Raw genomic sequence first — 17,879 nt, forward strand, 5'->3', positions numbered from 1 at the left:
GCACAGTCAGCGAATAGTGATTCGAAACGAAGGCGGTGCGACCGCTAGCGACGTTACATTGAGGTTCGACCCCGTGAGTGACGGCTCTGTTCCGATCTTGTTGACACAGGACCAATCCGCAGCACATTTCGCGGCTATGGACCCTGAATCGGAGGTTTCGGTGCCGATTGCACTCCCGTGGGGGACGGCATCAAACCAGCGCGCGACTCTTACGTGGTTCGAAGGGGGCACGCGAAAATCGCGAACGCAGACGCTGACCTTTTGATACGAGGTGTATCGGCGCGGGACTCCGGCGGACATGCGCGTAATTGCCTGATTTTGGTGCGTGCTGCGCGTTTGGCGGGTTGAATTGCGCACAGGCTGTTGCGACTCGGCTACGGGCGGCTGCTAGGAGATGGATGGTCGTGCGGACTCGGGGAGCCTTGGTGCGGTCGTTGCGGGGTTTGCCGCGCGGAGTGCTGCTCGCGGTTGTGGTGGCGTTCGCGGCGCTATCTTGGCAGTTGCTGGGCTTGCTCGATGCACACGTGTGGATTCGAGCTGCGGTTGCGGTTATGGCGTTTGTCGTCGCGGGCGCGGTGGAAGTGGATAAGGAATTGCTCCGCCGGCGTGAGGCGAGAGAAGTTAACGAGTCTGAGCAGAAGGAACGAGAAGAAGCGGAATTCCGCTGGCTACACGACGTGCGGGATTCGTTGCGTTGTTGGCCGCTGCCGACGGTCGATGATGTCGATCCGTACGCGTTGGGGGTGACGCGGTCGCGGCTGGCAGATAGATACACGTCGTCGGGGGAAGGTGTTGCGGAGTACATCGGTCGCGATGTCGATCGTCGCTGCGCCGAGCGGTTGCGGGGTAGTGGGCTTTTGCTCTTGGTGGGAGTGCCCGCCAGCGGTGTCACACGGAGCGCGTTCGAGTGCGCGCGGGGTGTCCGGTCAGGTGCGGTGGTACTCGCGCCGCGATCCCCGGATGGTCTGCGGGTTGCGCTCAACGACCTGGATGTGGTGTCACGATTGGCGGCTGGAACGCAGGTCTTAGTGTGGCTCGATCGAATCGACATGTTTAGCGAGAGCGGTTTAACGGCGGCGATGTTAGAGCTGCTGCGCGAGCAAACAGTGGGATTGCGGGTCGTGGCGACGATTGCCTCGACTCGGTACGAGATGTGGGTGACCGGCCACTCTGAGTTGGCGGAGTTGTTCGGCGAACCTGTGACTCTGGGCCGCGCGCTCTCGGCTTCCGAGCGGCACCGTGCGGAAAATAGGTACCCGAGTGTCGATTTCGGCGAGGGCATTGCAGGAGCGTTCACCGCGGTGACGGCGTTACTTCGCCGCTCGCGGGCGGGGCACTCCGGGTGTCCGTTCGAACCCGCTGGTGGTGATTGCGGATTATCCCGGGCGATGATTGCGCTCGCCGCGGACTGGCGAGCCACCGGGACAACTAGACCGTTGAGTGTCCATACCTTGCTACAGCTTGTGACACAGCCACTCGGTTCCAATCGGTCTGTCGATCCGGCGCACGCGGCCGAAGCGTTGCAGTGGGGGTTGGAGCCCCTTGTCGAGGGGCCCTCTTTGCTGTGTCAGGTCGCCGATTCCGATGGCGGCCAGTACGTGGCTATGAACGAGCAACTCGCCGAGGTGCTAATGGTCAATTCTGAGGGACCGTCGTACGAGGCGTGGTGCGGTGCGATAGCCGACGCGGAGAGCCGGCGTGATTCCGAAGCTGTGGGTCAAATTGGCTTCCGTGCGCACATGACTGGTTGCAACGTGATCGCGGGTTACGCGTGGGCCGCAATAACTGATCTCGATGAACCAGCCGCCGAATGGCTAAGCAAAGCCGCTGCATACAGCTTCACACACCGCGACCCGGCTGGTGAGTTACAACCCCACTATCGACTCCTAGACCTGATCGAAGCCACGTCGGGGCCTGACTCTCCGCGTGTAGCGATGACGCTCGACCAGTTAGGAAACGCATGGCGAAAATGTGGACAAGCCGCGACAGCTCGCGACTTGCACGAGCGGGCGTTGCGCATCGCCGAGACGACATACGGCCCTAGACATGTCAATGTCGCAGTCACCCTGGAAAGGCTTGGCAATGCATGGTTCGACCTCGGGCGACCAGACATCTCCCGCGACATGCACGAACGGGCGCTGCAGATAAAGGAGCACTTCTATGGGGTAGACCATGTTGAGATCGCTACTAATCTCGGGGAACTCGGCGGTGCATGGACATTCCTCGGGGAACCCGACAAAGCCCGCATTTTCTACGAACGGGTGCTGGTAATTCAAGAGCGGGAATATGGACCCGACCATCCAGACGTTGCGATTACTTTGGATAATCTCGGAATAGCATGGAGGAAACTCGCGCAGCCCGATACGGCCCGCAGCATGCTTGAGCGCGCTTTGCAAATACAAGAGCGGGCATTCGGGGATGATGACCGAGAGGTAGGCGCCACAGTTGCTAATCTCGGCGGAGCATGGTTTGACCTCGGGCAGGTCGCAATCGCCCGCGAAATGCTTGAGCGAGCATTGCGTATCGCGGTGCGTGAATATGGACATGATCACGCGAAAGTAGCGGGTTTGCTAGCGAACATCGCCAGCACCTGGAACACGAGCGGCGACCCCGGCGCTGCGCTCGGAATGTACGAGCGGGCGTTGCGAATCCAAGAGCGCGAATATGGCTCAACACATCCGGTGGTTGGCGCCACCATCGCCAATCTCGGAAGCACGTTATTTCAACTCGGCCGTCATTCGAACGCGTGCGAAAAGTTTGAGCGAGCGTTGCAAATTCAAGAAGGCGCATATGGGCCCGATCACCCCGAGCTCGCCACCATCCTGTTCAATCTCGGTACTGCACGTGGCGCTCTCGGACAACTTGCCGCGGCGCGCGACATTCTGCAGCGCGCGTTACAAATTCTGGCCATTCATTTCCCGGATGGGCATCCCGTTGGCAAGGCCATCGCGGAGAATCTTCGCATAATCGCGCCAGACCTAATCGTGTATGACAACGGTCGGATCTACAGTCAAACGGACACGACAATCTGACAGATCGGTCCGTAGATACGCCGCCGTCATGTCGACGTTTCACCTTCGATGCCAAATTCAACTTCAGGCGTGTCCTAGACGACGCTCGCCACTGACCGCCCGCGCGAACGTTCCATGGGCCACCGCAACTGCTTACTCAGCCGAGGCTGGAGTGCCTTAAGGGCTTCGAGGCACCCCGCACTGACGACGCCGACGCGAAATCGGCCGCAGCAGACGACTTGCAATTGGGCGCTCCGCGACGGACTGGTGTACGCGGGCAACGTCGAGGCGTGCCAGCCAGTCGCGAAGATCGGTGATGGCGCCTCGCTGATGCGGCCGATCTAATACTACTGTGGTGCGCACGATCGTTGCTCCAACGAAGGGGGAAGGGTGGCCGCCGCCGAGATCGATCTCAAAGCAGCTATTAATGCCGTGTCGGATGTAATTCAGAACCGTCCGCGTCCTATCCGCGAGTTCGACCAGATCTATATGAAGACTGGCGACATAGTGATGCAAAGCGAGTTCGTCGCCAACTGGGCTCGGGACAAGCAGCTCGCATTCATTGGCGATGGAGACGCAATCAGTGTTTGCGTTGCCTACTTGCACAATCGCGGGATAATCGACTATGGACCGTCGCGCATCACCGTGTTCGATTTCGACGAGCGAATTGTCGGGGCGATTAATCGATTTGCTGACCGCGAGCGCCTCGCCACGCTGGAGGGTGTTCTGTATAACTGTCTCGATCCATTCCCAGTTACTCGACAATTTGACAACTTCTATACGAATCCGCCGTGGGGCGCCAGCAATAACGGTGAAAGCGTCAATGTATTTGTGAAGCGCGGGATCGAGGCTGTCGGTTACTCAGGGGAAGGGCTCGTCGTCATAGCCGACGACGAAGAACTCGACTGGCCCAAGCAAGTGTTAGCGCAGGTCCAGGGCTACGCAGCCCAAAATGGATTCTTTGTGAGCAGAATGATGCCGCGCCTACATGAGTATCATCTCGACGACAATCCGGGACTCAGGTCTTGCAATCTCATCTTCGGCTCGTTACCAGGAAATAGCCGCAGCTTTGAAAGCGCGGAGGTGACGGACCCCGCGGTACTGGCTAACTTTTACGGTCGCTCCCAAGAGCCGCGCGTGCACTACGTCCGGGAAAAGAAGCGACTTGATTACGGTAAGGCGAACGACGGCGAGTATGAATTTGAATTGATTGAGAGAGGTAGTCAATAAGTTGTTAGAACCCGGAGATGCGTTGCTTTTCATGAAGATTGGAACACACGCGCAGGAGGACCTGCGCGAGATCATCGCGCGGAAGCGACTAGAGATTGAGCAGGAAGGCCTTGCGATGTGGGGGTATGGGGGAAACACGTGCCATCCGACCACCATGGTGCAACCGTTCGCGCGCGATCAAGCCAATTCTGGCCATAGGATCGTGCTTGCAATGGAGCCGATGGATTCCAAGCATTTCGCGGAGCCAATCAGGGCCGAGGAATACTCAGTTGATGGACTCCAGTGGGCCCCCGTTCCCGACGGAATTAACGTTTTAGGTTCGCGATATGCACTGTGCGTTCGCGACTTACGCGAGGTCGAGGACGAAGTGGACTTAAGCATGACGCGTGTCGCGTTGGGAAACAGCAAGGGAAAGATTGGAAGCCGTTACGTTCGTGGCAGGGTTGACAAAGCTTGTCTCGAGGTCACGGCCGGCGCTGGCCCGGACGGCTCTGCGCTGAAGCGGATCGGGCTTGTCGCGGAGTTGATCGAACCGTACGCGGTCTTTCTCAAGAACTAGGAAAAGAATCGCCTGGATGTAGCAATGTGGGTGCTGCGTTACGTAAGTTCTGTATGTAGCTTCTAAAGGCTCGGGCAACCGTCGCGTCATCGGGGAGAGACGGGTTCCAGCAAGAGAAGCAGATTGATAGTGCCGTGTCTACCGCCCTTTCCGCGCATACCTTGCTGCGACTTGTGCCGTACCCCGTGGCGTTCGATATTCCAACGATGACTTGTTCTAGGCATACCACGCGACCCGCCAAGGACTCAAGCGCAGGACAAAATACCTTAAGTTCTTCCGCAGCTTGAATTGCGCGTTTATCGCCCGTAATCAGTGTCTCAAAGCCGCGGGTAATGACGATGGCGCAGAGTTGACTTTCTCCCAAATCTAGGCCGACGGATTGCCGGTTTGCAAGCTCCTCAAGTTCAGTAGCTAGGTCGATTTCGGATGCAGTCGGCTCAAGCTCCTCGACGTCGGCGAGGAATGTCGTGAATTCGACCAAAGCCGCTGCGCGATCTTCGATCCCGAACTTGCGTGCAAGAACCTGCCTGACTACGAATCGCGCGGCCCCTAGGATCCCGACCGAATAGGCGCCGTCCGACAGGGCCGTGAGCTCGGATAACAGGCGATAACAGCTCATCTTGATGATTACGTCGTTGTCGACTGCACGTCGTGCCGTTGTCATTTCATCTCACTTTGACAAAATCCGACGCAAGTAGTCAGCGCGATCGAACCCGATGCTGCCCCATTGCAGTTGCCTGGCTGCGATGCTATTGATTGCGATACCGACATCCTCCGGCGATTGCTGACCGGGGATTATCTTGAGCGCACCTATTGATTCTCTCCAGCGGCCGGATGAGTAGGCTAAGCAAAGCGCGATGGTGCCTGGATCGATTCGTGTTGACTCCGCAGCGACCATCGCGGCATTCGCCACTTGCGTCGCATTATAGGTATCAACATCGGCGACAACGTCGACTGTGTCGTGGCCTGTAAGAAGGGCGAGGGCGTACCCATCGGCCTGTAGCTCCTCATCGTCACGTTCGGTTGATTCCAGAGGATTGTCTATATCAAGAATAGCGGCTGTGTCTGTGATATGTCCTGCGGCAATATGCCCCAATTCGTGCGCAATTATGAATGCTACCTGCGCGGGAAACCGCGAGTTTAGACCGATGAGTATCGCGTATCGATCGCCGAGTCGGATGCTCATGGCGTGCATCCGTTTCCGCCTCAATGGAAGGACATTCGTTTTGACGACCGGTATACCGATTCCCCAGCATGCAGCAAGTAGGTCGCTCAGTTGGATATACTGAGCCGAAGCCAGAATCGCTTCGCGGAGGCCAATCGCAGATCCTGGTAAGGCTACAGCGCTATCTGGCGCGGCCGAGATTAGCGCTCGACCGACCGCGACACCGAACGAAGTGAGGACAAGCTGCTCGTTTGGCGTTGTGCCGCCGAGGTTCTTGAACTTCGCCTCGTCCCTCCACATGAATACTGGTGGACCGTCGAAGAGCGATCGAGGCGAGATGCCGAGCCGGCGTGCAACCGTGTACCTTAGCTCGGCGGAAGCGGATGTAGACGATTCCGCGTCAGAACTCCACCACTCGGGCCAGACGGCATCGATTGCAGCCCGTGTTAGCCCGGTGTTCGTTAGCTCGCGTCTAAGCGACCTCTCAAGATTCGATGTCATCGCCCCACTTTCTCTGTCGTAGTGCCGGCTTTAACCGGAACTCTATCGGCGTGGCGTTCGCGAAAGAGCAGTTCCCTGCGTGTCGCACGACTTATGATTCGGGCGACACATCGAACAACGCTTAGGAGCCGCCGTTGCTACATCCAGATGCCTTCTGTTGGAGCAAGTTTGGTACTGAAGCCGGAGAGCCGGCCGAGAAGATTCTTGCGCGCAAGGAGCTGGAGCGGCAACGAAACGGCGGAACATTCTTGTGGGGTATCGGCACGAGCATTCGGCCGTCGTTGATGGCCCTGCTTCAAGAAACTAGCGATCCCCAAGTGCTCTTCACGCCGATGTTGTCCGCGCCGTCTCGTGTCGACGTCGCCCCAGACCAGGTTGTCCTCTGGACCGCCGGAATCGGCATGGATGGCACGAAGTACGAACTTCCGGCATATTCGAGGGTTACAAGTCGCGCTAGCCGGAGGGGTCATTTCGCCCTAGTTTGTTCGAACGATATTGGGTTGGACGAGTCGGGCCGGTCCGTGGGTTCGATAGATCGATCGGGAGTATGCAACTTGCTGACTGGCAGCGCTGTCGGATCGTCGCAAGTCACCTCGGTCGTAAGGCGGGTAGCTGGATCGCGCCGAATGCAACGACCGTACTGCGTCGCGTTCACCGCACGACTTACGTACCCGTATTTGGTTTCTCTACACTCGCCGGTCGATGTACCTGGACCTTCACCACGTCATCGGCTTGTGCGACGAGACGAATCGCCGGCTCGCCTGGCCTCGATTCCAGAGGTCGTCCGTCGCTGAGTTCGATGGAATCGCTATGCCGGTAGAATCGGCCCTCATGGTAGCGGTTGGTGCTCGCGAACTTGCGATGGTAGCGCTCGCTGGTCCATTGCCGCGACGCTGGTTGCATGTGCAAAGTGTGGGCGCCCACGCGGAACAAATCGCTGCAGCGTTCGGTGACGACGCCGAAGACTTGATTTCCGCTTGCTGGCTCCACGACGTCGGTTACGCACCTGCATTGGCGCACACAGGTTTTCATCCTCTAGACGGTGCGAGGTTCTTGCGATCCGAAGGCTGGTCCGAGCGCATTTGTGGCTTCGTTGCGCACCATTCATTTGCCGACCTTGAGGCCAACCTTCGTGGGATCGAGGGTCTGGACGAGTTCGAAAACGAGGACTCGGCGATTCGCGACGCCGTCTGGTACTGCGACATGACAACTGGTCCAAGTGGCGAGCGGGTCGATGTAGACCAGCGCCTGGAAGAGATCGTGTCTCGCTACGGCCCTGCAGATGTGGTGTCGCAGTTCGTAAGTCGTGCGCGAGGTGAGCTCGTCGCCGCGGTGGAGCGTACGGAGCGCAAGCTCCGCGCGGCGAGTTGATCAGCCGATATAAGGCTCAGCCGACTTGGCGTATCCGTGATCGATCCGAAGTCGCACTGACGGATGGATATCGAGACCGTCCAGTTCATCTTTATCCACCCAACGAACGATCTTTGACTCGTCAGATGGTCGGAGCTCTCCGCCAACAGGCTTGGCGCGCAAACAGATCGAGAACTGCTGTCGGACTTCGCCGTTGGAGTACGCCATGACGTGGTTGGGGTTAGTGTAAAGGCCGACAATGCCAATGACCTCGGTGTCAATGCCAGTTTCCTCGCGCGTCTCGCGTACTGCGGTCTCTGAGATGTACTCGCCGACGTCCTGGCCACCGCCGGGAATCGCCCACAGACCATTGTCGGTCCGCTGAATCAACAGCACCCGGTCTTGGTCGTCGAGTACGAATGCCGTCGCAGCAACGACGATGCTGTTGGCCGTAGGTGCGTCGGGGTCGTAGTAGTGCTCGATGCGTGCCATCGAAACGATTCTAGCTAGTTCCGTCGAGTCAGCAGCTCGGATGGCAACGGCTTCGAATCACCCCACACGGAGTTGAAGCTGTCGGCGTACGTATCGAAGAGGTCGCCGCCGGCTAGCTGGCGCAGATGTAGCACGGGGGAGTGTGCGGCCATGAGTCCGTAAACGTGAGTGTTGACAAGCATTTCGCTGTCGAAACGATATATCGAGTTGTACAAGGTGGTCTCGTGCAGCCGGAGCTCAACACCGGGCTCGTCCGAGAGTGACTGGAAGAAGAAAATCGCGTTGCGGATCTTCGCGGCGATTGCTTCTGGACCGATCTTCTCTTCTTTGCTGCGACTCGTGACGTTCAGGCTGTCTGGATCGCCGAATAGGAATCGGATTTTCGTTCCGGCTTGCGCCTTAGCGCGAAGCGTCTTGATCAGCTTGTGGTTCTCCGTCAGGAACAATCCAGCGTAGACGAGAATATCTAGTTGATTTGCAGCACTGTCTATTAGCCGAGACCAAACCTCACGCGGCATCTCGTGCCGATGGGGGTAGACGGCGACAACCTCGGACGTAGCCACTTCTGCTGCGCGTTCTGGCCCGAGCGCGTCCGGCCACAGGAAAGACTCTGATTCGCGGAGCAACGCTGCGAGCGCGTGCCTGTGTTTTGGATACGGCGTTCGGTCCTTCGTGATCCATCGTTCGATGGTCTTTGCGTCGACGCGAATCGCTTCCGCTGCCGTGTCGGGTGTCAATCCTTGGCGAAGTAGCGCGTCGCGTAGCCGGTCGTTCGTCACTGTTCCCCCTAGGAGTCGGGACGTCTAGGGACGAGTTTACCACAGGGACGTCTTGAGACGTCACATCATGTGGTGCTGTCGTCCCGTCTGCGCGCGCGAATCTGGTTGTGCCCGAACCGATCCAAATGCGACCGATCAGGTCACGCGGCCGGGCGTATTCGCAGAAGGGACTTCATCCAATGAGGACGCGTAATCGATCCGGCGGCGGGGCGCCAGTTTTGATCAGCATTCAGGAGGGTGCCGAACTTGTAAGAATTCATCCGAGAACTTTGCGCCGATGGATCGCGGAGGGCCGGCTGACGGGCTATCGATTGGGTACCCGCGCAATCCGCGTCGACCAGGGCGAGTGCCTCGCGCTCGCACAACCATTCGCGACTGCGGGTGGTGCATGGTGAACGCCGACGAGATGAAGTTCCGCGATCTCGGGCGGCTGTTCGACCTGTTCGAAGATATGGCGGCATCGGCCCAGTCAATAAGCCCCGATGGCAGGAAGCGTGAGTCTCAATTCTCTAACCAGCGGCTCATGCTCGCGGTCAGTGCGATGGTGGGCGTCGCCAACGATCAAACGGCAGTCTTGAATATCCTCCGCGAGCGCGCCAGAACCGGAGGGAACGCAGCGCGTGTGAGTCGAGGTGGGGCTGGCATCAGTCGCGGCGCGCAGCAGGGGACCGGCGAATTACGCGGGCTGCTCACAGAATTCGGCCGCGGACTTCGCTACGCCGACAGAGGTCCTCGCCCAGATCGCCGCCTTGGCGGTTCGGCGCGGGGCGTCACGCAGACTGGGTCCTTCCGATGATCGGGCCAGTACCCGCGAGCTGGCGGGAATTCAAGGAAGACCCGACGGGGGAGCGGCATCATGGGGTGCCGTTGCATTTCTGGCGCAATGTCCCGACTGGTCTCGCGACAAGACGGCAGCTCGATCGAATGGGGTTGCGCCGCAATGGACAAGACATCGCCGCTCAGGCCGTCTTGCTGCGGAAGCGCCGAGTCCCTCTGGTCGCCTATTTCTACCGGGTCGACCAAGCCGCGCCGAAACGAACCCCGAGCCAGCGCCAGCTTGAGGCCCTGACTTTGGCAACATGGACTCGGCAGGCCGACGCGATGGAACGCCACGGGCTCGACGCGACAGGTTTGCGTCAGCAGATCGAAGGTGCTCGCGCGGACATCGCTGAGCGAGCTGAATCTCGTTTGACAACAACGGACCTCGACTGCAGGGCGCCGAAGTCGGCGAGGACCAACACCATGACTCGTCCGTTTGCATCCGGTGACGGATTCGACGAGGTGACCCACCACGGTCAGGAGTGGGACCGATGACCGGCGACATGAGCAGCGACGGAGGAGAGTTTGTCCGCGATCCGTACGTCGATCTGCCGCCGGCCGAACGTATTTCGCAACTGGCCTGCGACCTGCACGACGCGCGGACACGGTTGGAGGAACTGCAGAGTCTGCTCACCCCAGGCGCTGAGGCAGGACGCCACTTCGTCGCAGCGCAACCCGAGATCGACCGGCTCGCCCATGAGGCGGATCGTCAGCGTCCGTATTGGCTTGCCGTCGAAGACGGCTGGGAACGCCTCTCCGACGCCGAGGAAGCGAATCTTGATGCCCGCCGACACTTCCACACCCTCCTCACCCGAATCGAGCAAGACCGCACCGATGGCGGCGAGACGGCAGTGCCTTGGTTGGACTCGCAGCTATCTGAGGCAGCCCGTGCGATTGGGGACGCGGAATCACGCCGAGACCAGGCCACGTCCGACTTGGCCGCGGCGTCGGAGACGTTGCTCGATCAGGTCGGGCTGGGCGGGTTGATAACCCACGACGACGTCGATAAGGCCCGCAACGACGCTATGGATCTCGACTACATCGAACGCAACCTCGCTCGTGAACGGGTCGAGGCGATCGAAGGGCAGCTGTTGCGCGCGAACGGAACGCTGCAGCGCTCCTCGCCGGGAAGTGAGCTGATCGAGGGCCACCCGTTCGCGCACGCCGCTAGCCGTACCTTCGGTGCCGAGTCTGGCCACGCCCACGAATGGGAGCGGTGATGAACACTCAAATCAACCTCGGCCCCCGCGACATGGACGCCTTGCTATGGCTCGCCGAAATGTACGGCCAACCGATGACCGTCGTCGCCGGACTGCTCGACGTGGACATTCACAACGCGTATCGGATCGTGCGGCGGTGGCGTGCAGCCGGCATGGTTGCGAAAGCGGGGTACCGGCCGGTGCCTGGACCGTCTTGGGTGTTTCCGACGCGATCGGCAGCGGAGGGTCTACTCGATTCGTATGTGCGGTACTGGATTCCAACCGCAAAGATGGCTGCTCATCACTCGACCGTCGGGTGGGTGAGGCTCGCGTTGACCGGGCCGAGCCTCGACCGATGGACCTCGGAGCGGTTGCTTCGGCTCGAGGTGGGACCGGCCAAAGCGGGGGAGACCCGCAAGCACATCCACGATGGCCGCTACACCGATGATCTCGGTAAGCGCTGGGCCGTCGAGGTCGAGCTGACTGAAAAGTCAAAAACAGCAGGCGAATTAGCGGTGCGGATGGCGTACGAGACCGCACGCGATGCCGGCCTGGACGGCCTCATCTACTACTACCGAACCACGGCCGTGAAGAAGGCGGTCACACGGGCAGCGGCATTGCTGGACGGTCCGGGGAAGGAGGGCGCACCGAAATTCTTCACCGTTGATCTGCAGGATCTGCTCGCGGACAGGACTTCGGCCCGCTCCTCGCAGGACGTCGCTCTCGACGAAGCCGATGGGGCGATGTCGTCATGACAGCGCAGACGCTAGTGGTCCCGCCGAATGGCCCACCTAGTGATCTCGTCAGACGGGGTAATGAGTTGCTGGACAAGCTATCCAGCTTGCACATCGGCGACATCCTGCACGTGATCGGGATTATCGCCGCGACATGGTTGGCGGTGCTCATCCTGGTGCTCGTCGCGGCCACCGTGTTCGGTTGGTCGCCGGCGCGGCTGCGGAACTGGAGCGTCGGATCGCTACTGATACCAAGCGTGGCCATGCTGACCGATGTCGGCTGGACCGCACCCATCCTGCAATTCCATGGCGGCACGGCCGAAGTGCTTCATGGCACGCTCTCGAACGGCATCTCCTCGATGGCGGTGTTGATTGTCCCAGCCGCCTGGATCGCAGCGACCGCGCTGTACACGCACAAGCGGGTCAAGCTCGCCACGACCGGCTATCAGAACGCGGCCCACACCGAACGTGCAGTGTGGGCGCACACACAACGTCAGTTGCGGTCGGCGGGGCGGATGTCGCGCCACGGAGTGCCATTTACTACCGGTGGTTTGAATCCTCAGCCCGTGCTCGGTCGTTTGGCGAGCGAGGATTCCTCGGCGCCACCCAAGTCGATGCTGCGGGAGTTGTTCGGCCGCAACGAATCGCTCCTTGTCATGCCGTTGATCAAATTCGCCGAACACCTGATCAGCGTGGGCAACACCGGGTCCGGAAAGACAACGTTGATGTTCAGGGCGATCCTGTCCTGGTACGTGACGGTGTGGACGCGGCATGGCCAGTGGTGGCGCACCAACCGCCAAGGTCGCCCGCTGGCGATCATCGTTGACTGCAACGGCGGCCCGAAGAGTGTTGATGCCGCGGAAGCGCTCCGTGACGTGTTCGTCAGCCGTCTGGGCGTCCCGGCGGATCGGTTCGGGATCTTCCCGCGCGACGTGCAGCTCGACCTGTGGAACATGGACCGTGACGACATGCGCGTCGTTTTGGGGTCGATGATCTCGGGTGGCAATACCCCGACCACGGACACCGAGAAGTACTTCCACGAGATCCGGGAAACGCTGATCCACCTGATCGTCGACGCCCCCAAGGAGTTTGACGCGGACCGGACGCCGATAGGGGAGAACCCACCCAGGGACGGGATCGAATTCTTATCCCGGTTCGAGCCGAACAAATTGGCCCGTCTGTGGGGCGGGGTGTTCGACGCGAGGGTGCCGTGGGGTGGCGCACCTGGGGTGGACTTGGAGATCGGCTCCTTGCTCGCGGGCAAGCAACCGGTGCTCCATTCCGCGAGAGCGGAATTCGGCAATCTGCTCCGGGTCATCGGCGCCGGATTCGACGGCGCCACGACGTTCACCGATTTCGACGTCCTCTACTGCGTGTTGGAAGGAACCAGCCAACCCGACCGCGCACGCGCCCAATTCGGCGCCCTCGGTTGCATGTTGGAGCAACTCGCCACCAAACAACATGGCCGCACGTGCCAGGTGTTCTTCGACGAGTTCTCCGCGGTGTCCGACGGCAAATCTCGTGCGGCGGCGTGGGTGCAACGATTCCGCAAGGCCTCGATCGGCACCGTCTGGTTCGCGCAAAACTGGATCGGCCTCGGCCCCGACGACGACAACCGAGAGAGCCTGGTCGACGCCGGGGCCGGCGGTGCACTGTTGGCCCGCCAAGAAGGTGGGGACAAGCTGTGCAAAAAGTTCGGTACCAAACGCGGTTTCGAGCTGTCCCGCAAGCTGATCCGCGGCGCCGCCCACGGCGACGAGGGAAATATGCAAGCCCACGATGGGTGGTTGGTCGACCCGAACCGACTGCGCACTCTGTCCAAAGGCGACATCGCCCATGCGTCCGCGGGCAGGGTCCGTTGGGGCCACATCACCCCGCTCGACCACGCCGCGCTCGCCGCACTGCGGCCCCTCGTCGGGATCGAGGCAATGGAAACCCGTCCCGTACAACCGCAAACGTCCGCCCCATCGGCCGCAGAGAACGTGATCGATCTGGCCTATCGACGCAAATCCGGCAGCCCAGAGTTCGAGAAACCATTCAACACTGACGAACAAGAAGGTGGCCGGTCATGACGAGCCCGGACGAGCACGGCGAAGAGTTCCGGAACAACGACGCGAACGAGATCGTCAACCGGATCATTGTCGACCAGTTCGAACCCGAGATGCACGGCACCGAAGCCGCCGACCTCGCGACCAAACTGGTCGCGGTCCCGATCATTCCGGACGGCGGATGCATCGGTCGGACGTTCGGAACCCGACTCCGCGAGACGAGCAGTGTCCGCGACGTATTGCGGGTGTGGTCGCCAGGTCTGAGCGCGACGGCCTTGTTCGTGTTGTGTGCGTTGGTGTTTCCGCTGACTCCGCCATTGGTGGCCTACGGGATCGCGATGGTCGGGTTCGGGTGGTGGCACGCCGCTGGGCGACCGCGGCTGGTCGCAGTCCTTCGAATGCTCTTCCACGCGTCCAAGTTGACTTTGCGACTCGGCGCGCAGGTCGGGCTGTTCCTGGTCCGCCTGGCCCGCGTCACGGGGCGGGCGATCGCTCGTAAGAAGAACGCCCGCCGCATCGCGTTCGGAGCCCGCCTCCGCCGCAGCACGAATTGACCGAACCCGACAGGAAGGAATTGCCATGTCAGAGAACGATGCCGATGAATACAGCACTGAAGTTGCTCGCGGGAGACTGGGGCCAACCTCCGACCGGGAAGTCGGTGTTGCGGCTGCCGACGCCGAGAAACTCAGCACCGCAACGGAATCGATCACCGACTCGGGGGGCGTCGATTCCGCCGTCGAGAGGAATGCGCTCCAGACCCGAAATGATCACCTTGCACAACAAGTGGAGGCCTTGACCCGGCAGAACGAGCGCCTCGTCGCGGCGCTGAAGTCCCAGAGCATCGAGCGCAATCAACTCACGACGACCGTCGCAGAACAAAGCCGAGCGTTCGCGTACCTGCAGGCCCGATTCGATCGTGTTACTACCGAGCTCCACCGGTTCGGCGATGAACTAGGAGGCGACTGGTCCGCGCAAGCCGAACCGCCCGGAACAGCCGATGAGCACGTCAACGGCTTCGCTGCCGCCGCATCGGAATCGGGCCGCGGATTTGGCGTTGGCCGCGACAGGGAGGGGATGGGGGAATGAGCACTGACGGTGAGCACGCCGACCGTCTGCTCCTCGTCGGGTGCGCGCTGTGACCGCCCCGGAGCGAGCTGCCCGCTACAGCGCTGTCACGACGACTGTCACCATCGGCGCCGCCAGCTTCGTGTTGTCGTTCGAGGCATTGCGTGACCTGGCGGCAATGGCCGGCCAACCATCGGGGTTGGCCTGGCTGTGGCCAGTCATTGTCGACGGCTCGATTTTGCAAGCGACTGTCGCGGTCGTCGCATCGTCCGGGCACGCCGTCGCAGCAGGATCGCGACGCTTCTTCTGGACAGTCCTGGGTGTCGCCGCGTGCGTGTCGGTCATTGGGAATGCACTGCACGCGACCGTGTCCGACGGGCGAGTACTCGCGCCGGTCGTCGCGGCTGGTGTCGCGACTGTCGCACCGGTGTCGTTGATGGCCGCAACGCACGGTCTTGCCGTACTGGTCAGGAACCCTGCGACAACGCGCGACAGTTGCGCGACGGGCATTGCGACAGCTGCCGACTCGGATCGGGCGGTCGACGACGCAACCGCGACGGGCGACGACGACGGCGCGTCGCGAAACGACACCGATCCGTCTGGTCCGGTTGATCGTGTCGCGCGCGTGCTCCAACTCGGCCGTGAAGGGTTGTCGTCTCGCCAGATCGCGGCTCGGATCGGTATCCATCACTCCACGGCCGCGCGCATTCTCGCCGACAACCGCGACACCAGCGGCGCCAGTTTCCGTCTCATCTCCGGCGAACGCGACGACGACCAACATCAGTGAACGCACATTTGTCGTCTGGAATCCAAATGAGACGACACCTCGGCGGCGTCGATGTGAAATGGCATGCGTGCCGCCCATCGTCTCGAAAAGTAAGCCCGTGAGCGCTTTTCGCCGACTGGACGACCCCCGACGCTCCACAAGTCGGGGGTCGTCTTGTTTGTCGCGAAGAGTCTCATTCGCAGTCAGCGTGCTGAATCACACCGGATACACGGTCGGGCTCGCGAAGTTGGCGGCACCCACCGGACCCGGTGTTGATCTTGCTTACCGGTGCGAATCGATGGTCCCTCGATGGTCAATCTATTGACACAACTTGTATCACCGAATGGCACCCGATTCTCGCCAATTTATTGGCCTGACCTGCGTCAACGCGCAGCCCCCACCCACCCACCCGAGTCCGGTATCTCATACCCACTTCGTGAACAGGCATGAGATACCGGACTCAGGTGGGTGGGTGGGGGCTGGAAAAGACGAAGAGATCAGAAGCGGAGGACGAAACGATAAAGCGACAAATGACTGAGTTTGGTTGGGTTGGGTACTGAGCTTGCGTTTTGTCGGTGCTTGCGTTGGGAAGGCGCGAGCTTCGCCGCGCCGTCGCGGGTGGACGAACGTACAAGGCGGCGGTCTACTGACGGCGCGGACGCGGTGTTGAGGGTTAGGTCGCGTGAACGCAGCGACGCTGAGGCGGGGCGCGCACGACAGCGTGGTGGCGCGGCGCGTGTCGGATTGACCTGCCGCGGTTGACGTGTCGGACGGGCAGTAGGGAATGCGCCGCCTTCGGCGGCGTGGGGTTGGGAGCGTGGTCGGGAGGGTCGTCGTCCGAGTCGCCCAAGCCCACCATGCCGGGGGCCCGTCCCGTCAACCCACGCTCCCGGGCCCTTCCGCGTGTTCTCCTTCGTCGCCCACGCGCTCCGACCACTTTCACCCAGCCTGCCGGCTGCGGTCGGCTGCATGTTCTCGCGAGGGAGAAAGTGGCCGACGACGGCCCTCCGCTCTTCGGGGTTGACGGGCCACCCTCGACCTGGTGTCCGTGTGCGTCTCTACCGACTCGCAGAAAGGCACCTACCGAAATGACCAAGAAAACTGCCCCGCAGATTGCCCCCCACGCTCCGCGCGCTGGCATCATCACCGACATCACCTTCACCCTTGCGGGTGAACAACGCGGCACTGTCGATGGATTCAATATCGGGACCTACGAAGCGAGGGTTGTGCTCCGTTTAGGCAAGCTGCGAATGACCTTCACCAGCGCGCAGCAAGCCCAGCATGTGCGCGGGTACTTCGCGATGGCGCGCCAAGGGATGCTGCTGGCTCCGCAGTTCGCGCCGATGCCGCGGGTCGAACTCGATGAGCACACCCAAACGAGCATCGTCGCGGTGGAGTGGGTTGCCACCCCCACCGGGAGTGCCAGCATCGAGCAGTTCCGCAATCCGCGCAGCGGGAAGGTGTCCAACTATGTGGCGCTTCGGATCGGGAATCTCACCTTCCGAATCCTGGACCGGATCGCGCTCGACAGGGTGACCGAGCTGCTCGCAAAAACTCACGGGCTGGCGTGCGTCGCCTTCCCCAGCGGTGAGGAGTTCACGGTTGATCCGACCGCCGCTGATTGGCACGAGCGAAAGGACGTGCGGTTCGCCCGGATGGGGACGGGGTGGGTGCCTACCCGCTAAGCGGGGCTCTTATCCACAGGCCCGGGGCTTATCCCCAAGTCCCGGGTCTTTCTCGGTCACGGCCATGGCCGAGAGCCAAAGCGGGGAAATACTCAAGACAGCTGCAACCGCAACCACTCACACGCAGGAGCGCACCTGATGACCACGACCGAATGGCAACTCACGGTTACAACCTTCGCCGGCGATCTCATCGACGCCCAGCGCGGATGCAGCAACGATCGCAATACCGCGATCTGCGAACTCTTCGCTGCCGCGCATGATCACGTCGTCGAGCGCGACACCGACATCTTGCCCGTGTACACCCTGATCCTCGCCGGCCAGATGATCGGCTTCGTGGCAACAGGTCAGACACCAAGAACCAGGCACCCCGATCTCGGCGGTGTGATCGATCAGCTGCAGGTAGTCGAGACCGCAGTGCGAACTGTCACTTTAGAACGGCGTGAGTTGATTCGGCGCCGATAGTGCCCGCGCACCCA

General features: G+C 61.0%; 19 protein-coding genes. 15 read left to right on the forward strand and 4 right to left on the reverse strand.

Annotated elements, in window-relative coordinates; all coding sequences use genetic code 11:
• The first annotated feature begins 425 nt into the window (after positions 1–425).
• From FGL95_RS30250 to FGL95_RS30260, 3 genes are all read left to right on the forward strand, one after another.
• A complete protein-coding gene (locus FGL95_RS30250) occupies positions 426–3,032 on the forward strand; it encodes a tetratricopeptide repeat protein (RefSeq protein WP_169594403.1) in 2,607 nt (868 codons plus the stop codon).
• 369 nt (positions 3,033–3,401) lie between these two features.
• A complete protein-coding gene (locus FGL95_RS30255) occupies positions 3,402–4,241 on the forward strand; it encodes a bis-aminopropyl spermidine synthase family protein (protein WP_169594405.1) in 840 nt (279 codons plus the stop codon).
• A gap of 31 nt (positions 4,242–4,272) precedes the next feature.
• Positions 4,273–4,800 (forward strand): hypothetical protein, encoded by a 528-nt coding sequence (locus tag FGL95_RS30260; protein ID WP_169594407.1) that lies wholly within the window; start codon positions 4,273–4,275, stop codon positions 4,798–4,800.
• Here the strand turns inward: FGL95_RS30260 and FGL95_RS30265 are convergent.
• Positions 4,790–5,464 carry a hypothetical protein gene (locus FGL95_RS30265; protein WP_169594409.1) on the reverse strand — a complete coding sequence of 225 codons (675 nt, stop codon included), beginning with the start codon at positions 5,462–5,464 and terminating at the stop codon, positions 4,790–4,792. The two genes, FGL95_RS30260 and FGL95_RS30265, sit on opposite strands and share 11 nt — an antisense overlap.
• A 6-nt stretch (positions 5,465–5,470) precedes the next feature.
• Entirely contained in the window at positions 5,471–6,466 is a 996-nt protein-coding gene (locus FGL95_RS30270) for a M48 family metalloprotease (protein WP_169594411.1), read from the reverse strand.
• An 810-nt stretch (positions 6,467–7,276) separates the two neighbouring features.
• Between FGL95_RS30270 and FGL95_RS30275 the strand changes: the two genes are divergently transcribed.
• The gene (locus FGL95_RS30275; RefSeq protein WP_240963427.1) at positions 7,277–7,837 is read left to right on the forward strand and encodes an HD domain-containing protein; all 561 of its coding nucleotides are present in this window, start codon (positions 7,277–7,279) and stop codon (positions 7,835–7,837) included.
• Here the strand turns inward: FGL95_RS30275 and FGL95_RS30280 are convergent, their stop codons facing one another.
• Positions 7,838–8,308, reverse strand: coding sequence for an NUDIX hydrolase (locus tag FGL95_RS30280; RefSeq protein WP_169594413.1), 471 nt, complete (start codon positions 8,306–8,308; stop codon positions 7,838–7,840).
• Positions 8,309–8,322: 14 nt separating this feature from the next.
• Entirely contained in the window at positions 8,323–9,087 is a 765-nt protein-coding gene (locus tag FGL95_RS30285; RefSeq protein WP_169594415.1) for a helix-turn-helix domain-containing protein, read from the reverse strand.
• 179 nt (positions 9,088–9,266) lie between these two features.
• Between FGL95_RS30285 and FGL95_RS30290 the strand changes: the two genes are divergently transcribed.
• The 11 genes from FGL95_RS30290 to FGL95_RS30340 all read left to right on the forward strand — a co-directional run bounded on the left by FGL95_RS30290 (position 9,267) and on the right by FGL95_RS30340 (position 17,865).
• Positions 9,267–9,482: a helix-turn-helix domain-containing protein gene (locus FGL95_RS30290; protein WP_169594417.1), complete on the forward strand. Its 216-nt coding sequence runs from the start codon at positions 9,267–9,269 to the stop codon at positions 9,480–9,482.
• Positions 9,476–9,883 (forward strand): hypothetical protein, encoded by a 408-nt coding sequence (locus tag FGL95_RS30295; protein WP_169594419.1) that lies wholly within the window; start codon positions 9,476–9,478, stop codon positions 9,881–9,883. Before FGL95_RS30290 ends, FGL95_RS30295 begins: the two co-directional genes overlap by 7 nt.
• Complete coding sequence (locus FGL95_RS30300; RefSeq protein ID WP_169594421.1) at positions 9,880–10,401, forward strand: RRQRL motif-containing zinc-binding protein; 522 nt, start codon at positions 9,880–9,882, stop codon at positions 10,399–10,401. Before FGL95_RS30295 ends, FGL95_RS30300 begins: the two co-directional genes overlap by 4 nt.
• Positions 10,398–11,126, forward strand: a complete 729-nt coding sequence (locus FGL95_RS30305; protein WP_169594423.1) for a hypothetical protein — start codon at positions 10,398–10,400, stop codon at positions 11,124–11,126. Before FGL95_RS30300 ends, FGL95_RS30305 begins: the two co-directional genes overlap by 4 nt.
• Positions 11,126–11,860: a hypothetical protein gene (locus FGL95_RS30310; protein ID WP_169594425.1), complete on the forward strand. Its 735-nt coding sequence runs from the start codon at positions 11,126–11,128 to the stop codon at positions 11,858–11,860. The genes FGL95_RS30305 and FGL95_RS30310 overlap by 1 nt, the downstream gene beginning before the upstream one ends.
• 65 nt (positions 11,861–11,925) lie before the next feature.
• On the forward strand, positions 11,926–13,911 hold the full coding sequence (locus FGL95_RS30315) for a hypothetical protein (protein WP_169594427.1): 1,986 nt from the start codon (positions 11,926–11,928) through the stop codon (positions 13,909–13,911).
• Positions 13,908–14,441, forward strand: coding sequence for a hypothetical protein (locus tag FGL95_RS30320; protein WP_169594428.1), 534 nt, complete (start codon positions 13,908–13,910; stop codon positions 14,439–14,441). The genes FGL95_RS30315 and FGL95_RS30320 overlap by 4 nt, the downstream gene beginning before the upstream one ends.
• A 25-nt stretch (positions 14,442–14,466) precedes the next feature.
• Positions 14,467–14,973 (forward strand): hypothetical protein, encoded by a 507-nt coding sequence (locus FGL95_RS30325; protein WP_169594430.1) that lies wholly within the window; start codon positions 14,467–14,469, stop codon positions 14,971–14,973.
• Positions 14,974–15,022: 49 nt separating this feature from the next.
• Complete coding sequence (locus FGL95_RS30330) at positions 15,023–15,739, forward strand: DUF2637 domain-containing protein (protein ID WP_169594432.1); 717 nt, start codon at positions 15,023–15,025, stop codon at positions 15,737–15,739.
• Positions 15,740–16,806: 1,067 nt separating this feature from the next.
• The gene (locus FGL95_RS30335; RefSeq protein ID WP_169594434.1) at positions 16,807–17,403 is read left to right on the forward strand and encodes a hypothetical protein; all 597 of its coding nucleotides are present in this window, start codon (positions 16,807–16,809) and stop codon (positions 17,401–17,403) included.
• Positions 17,404–17,541: 138 nt separating this feature from the next.
• The gene (locus tag FGL95_RS30340; RefSeq protein ID WP_169594436.1) at positions 17,542–17,865 is read left to right on the forward strand and encodes a hypothetical protein; all 324 of its coding nucleotides are present in this window, start codon (positions 17,542–17,544) and stop codon (positions 17,863–17,865) included.
• Positions 17,866–17,879 lie beyond the last annotated feature (14 nt).

Source organism: Antrihabitans stalactiti (genome assembly GCF_012932915.1).
GTDB lineage: Bacteria > Actinomycetota > Actinomycetes > Mycobacteriales > Mycobacteriaceae > Antrihabitans > Antrihabitans stalactiti.

What these genes read in the sequence shown, in the direction of transcription:
- FGL95_RS30295 (WP_169594419.1), top strand. Translation starts at nt 9,476, where the DNA reads ATGGTGAACGCCGACGAGATGAAGTTCCGCGATCTCGGGCGGCTGTTC.
- FGL95_RS30280 (WP_169594413.1), bottom strand. Translation starts at nt 8,308, where the DNA reads ATGGCACGCATCGAGCACTACTACGACCCCGACGCACCTACGGCCAAC.
- FGL95_RS30290 (WP_169594417.1), top strand. Translation starts at nt 9,267, where the DNA reads ATGAGGACGCGTAATCGATCCGGCGGCGGGGCGCCAGTTTTGATCAGC.
- FGL95_RS30305 (WP_169594423.1), top strand. Translation starts at nt 10,398, where the DNA reads ATGACCGGCGACATGAGCAGCGACGGAGGAGAGTTTGTCCGCGATCCG.
- FGL95_RS30320 (WP_169594428.1), top strand. Translation starts at nt 13,908, where the DNA reads ATGACGAGCCCGGACGAGCACGGCGAAGAGTTCCGGAACAACGACGCG.
- FGL95_RS30270 (WP_169594411.1), bottom strand. Translation starts at nt 6,466, where the DNA reads ATGACATCGAATCTTGAGAGGTCGCTTAGACGCGAGCTAACGAACACC.
- FGL95_RS30300 (WP_169594421.1), top strand. Translation starts at nt 9,880, where the DNA reads ATGATCGGGCCAGTACCCGCGAGCTGGCGGGAATTCAAGGAAGACCCG.
- FGL95_RS30275 (WP_240963427.1), top strand. Translation starts at nt 7,277, where the DNA reads ATGCCGGTAGAATCGGCCCTCATGGTAGCGGTTGGTGCTCGCGAACTT.
- FGL95_RS30260 (WP_169594407.1), top strand. Translation starts at nt 4,273, where the DNA reads ATGAAGATTGGAACACACGCGCAGGAGGACCTGCGCGAGATCATCGCG.
- FGL95_RS30340 (WP_169594436.1), top strand. Translation starts at nt 17,542, where the DNA reads ATGACCACGACCGAATGGCAACTCACGGTTACAACCTTCGCCGGCGAT.
- FGL95_RS30335 (WP_169594434.1), top strand. Translation starts at nt 16,807, where the DNA reads ATGACCAAGAAAACTGCCCCGCAGATTGCCCCCCACGCTCCGCGCGCT.
- FGL95_RS30310 (WP_169594425.1), top strand. Translation starts at nt 11,126, where the DNA reads ATGAACACTCAAATCAACCTCGGCCCCCGCGACATGGACGCCTTGCTA.
- FGL95_RS30265 (WP_169594409.1), bottom strand. Translation starts at nt 5,464, where the DNA reads ATGACAACGGCACGACGTGCAGTCGACAACGACGTAATCATCAAGATG.
- FGL95_RS30325 (WP_169594430.1), top strand. Translation starts at nt 14,467, where the DNA reads ATGTCAGAGAACGATGCCGATGAATACAGCACTGAAGTTGCTCGCGGG.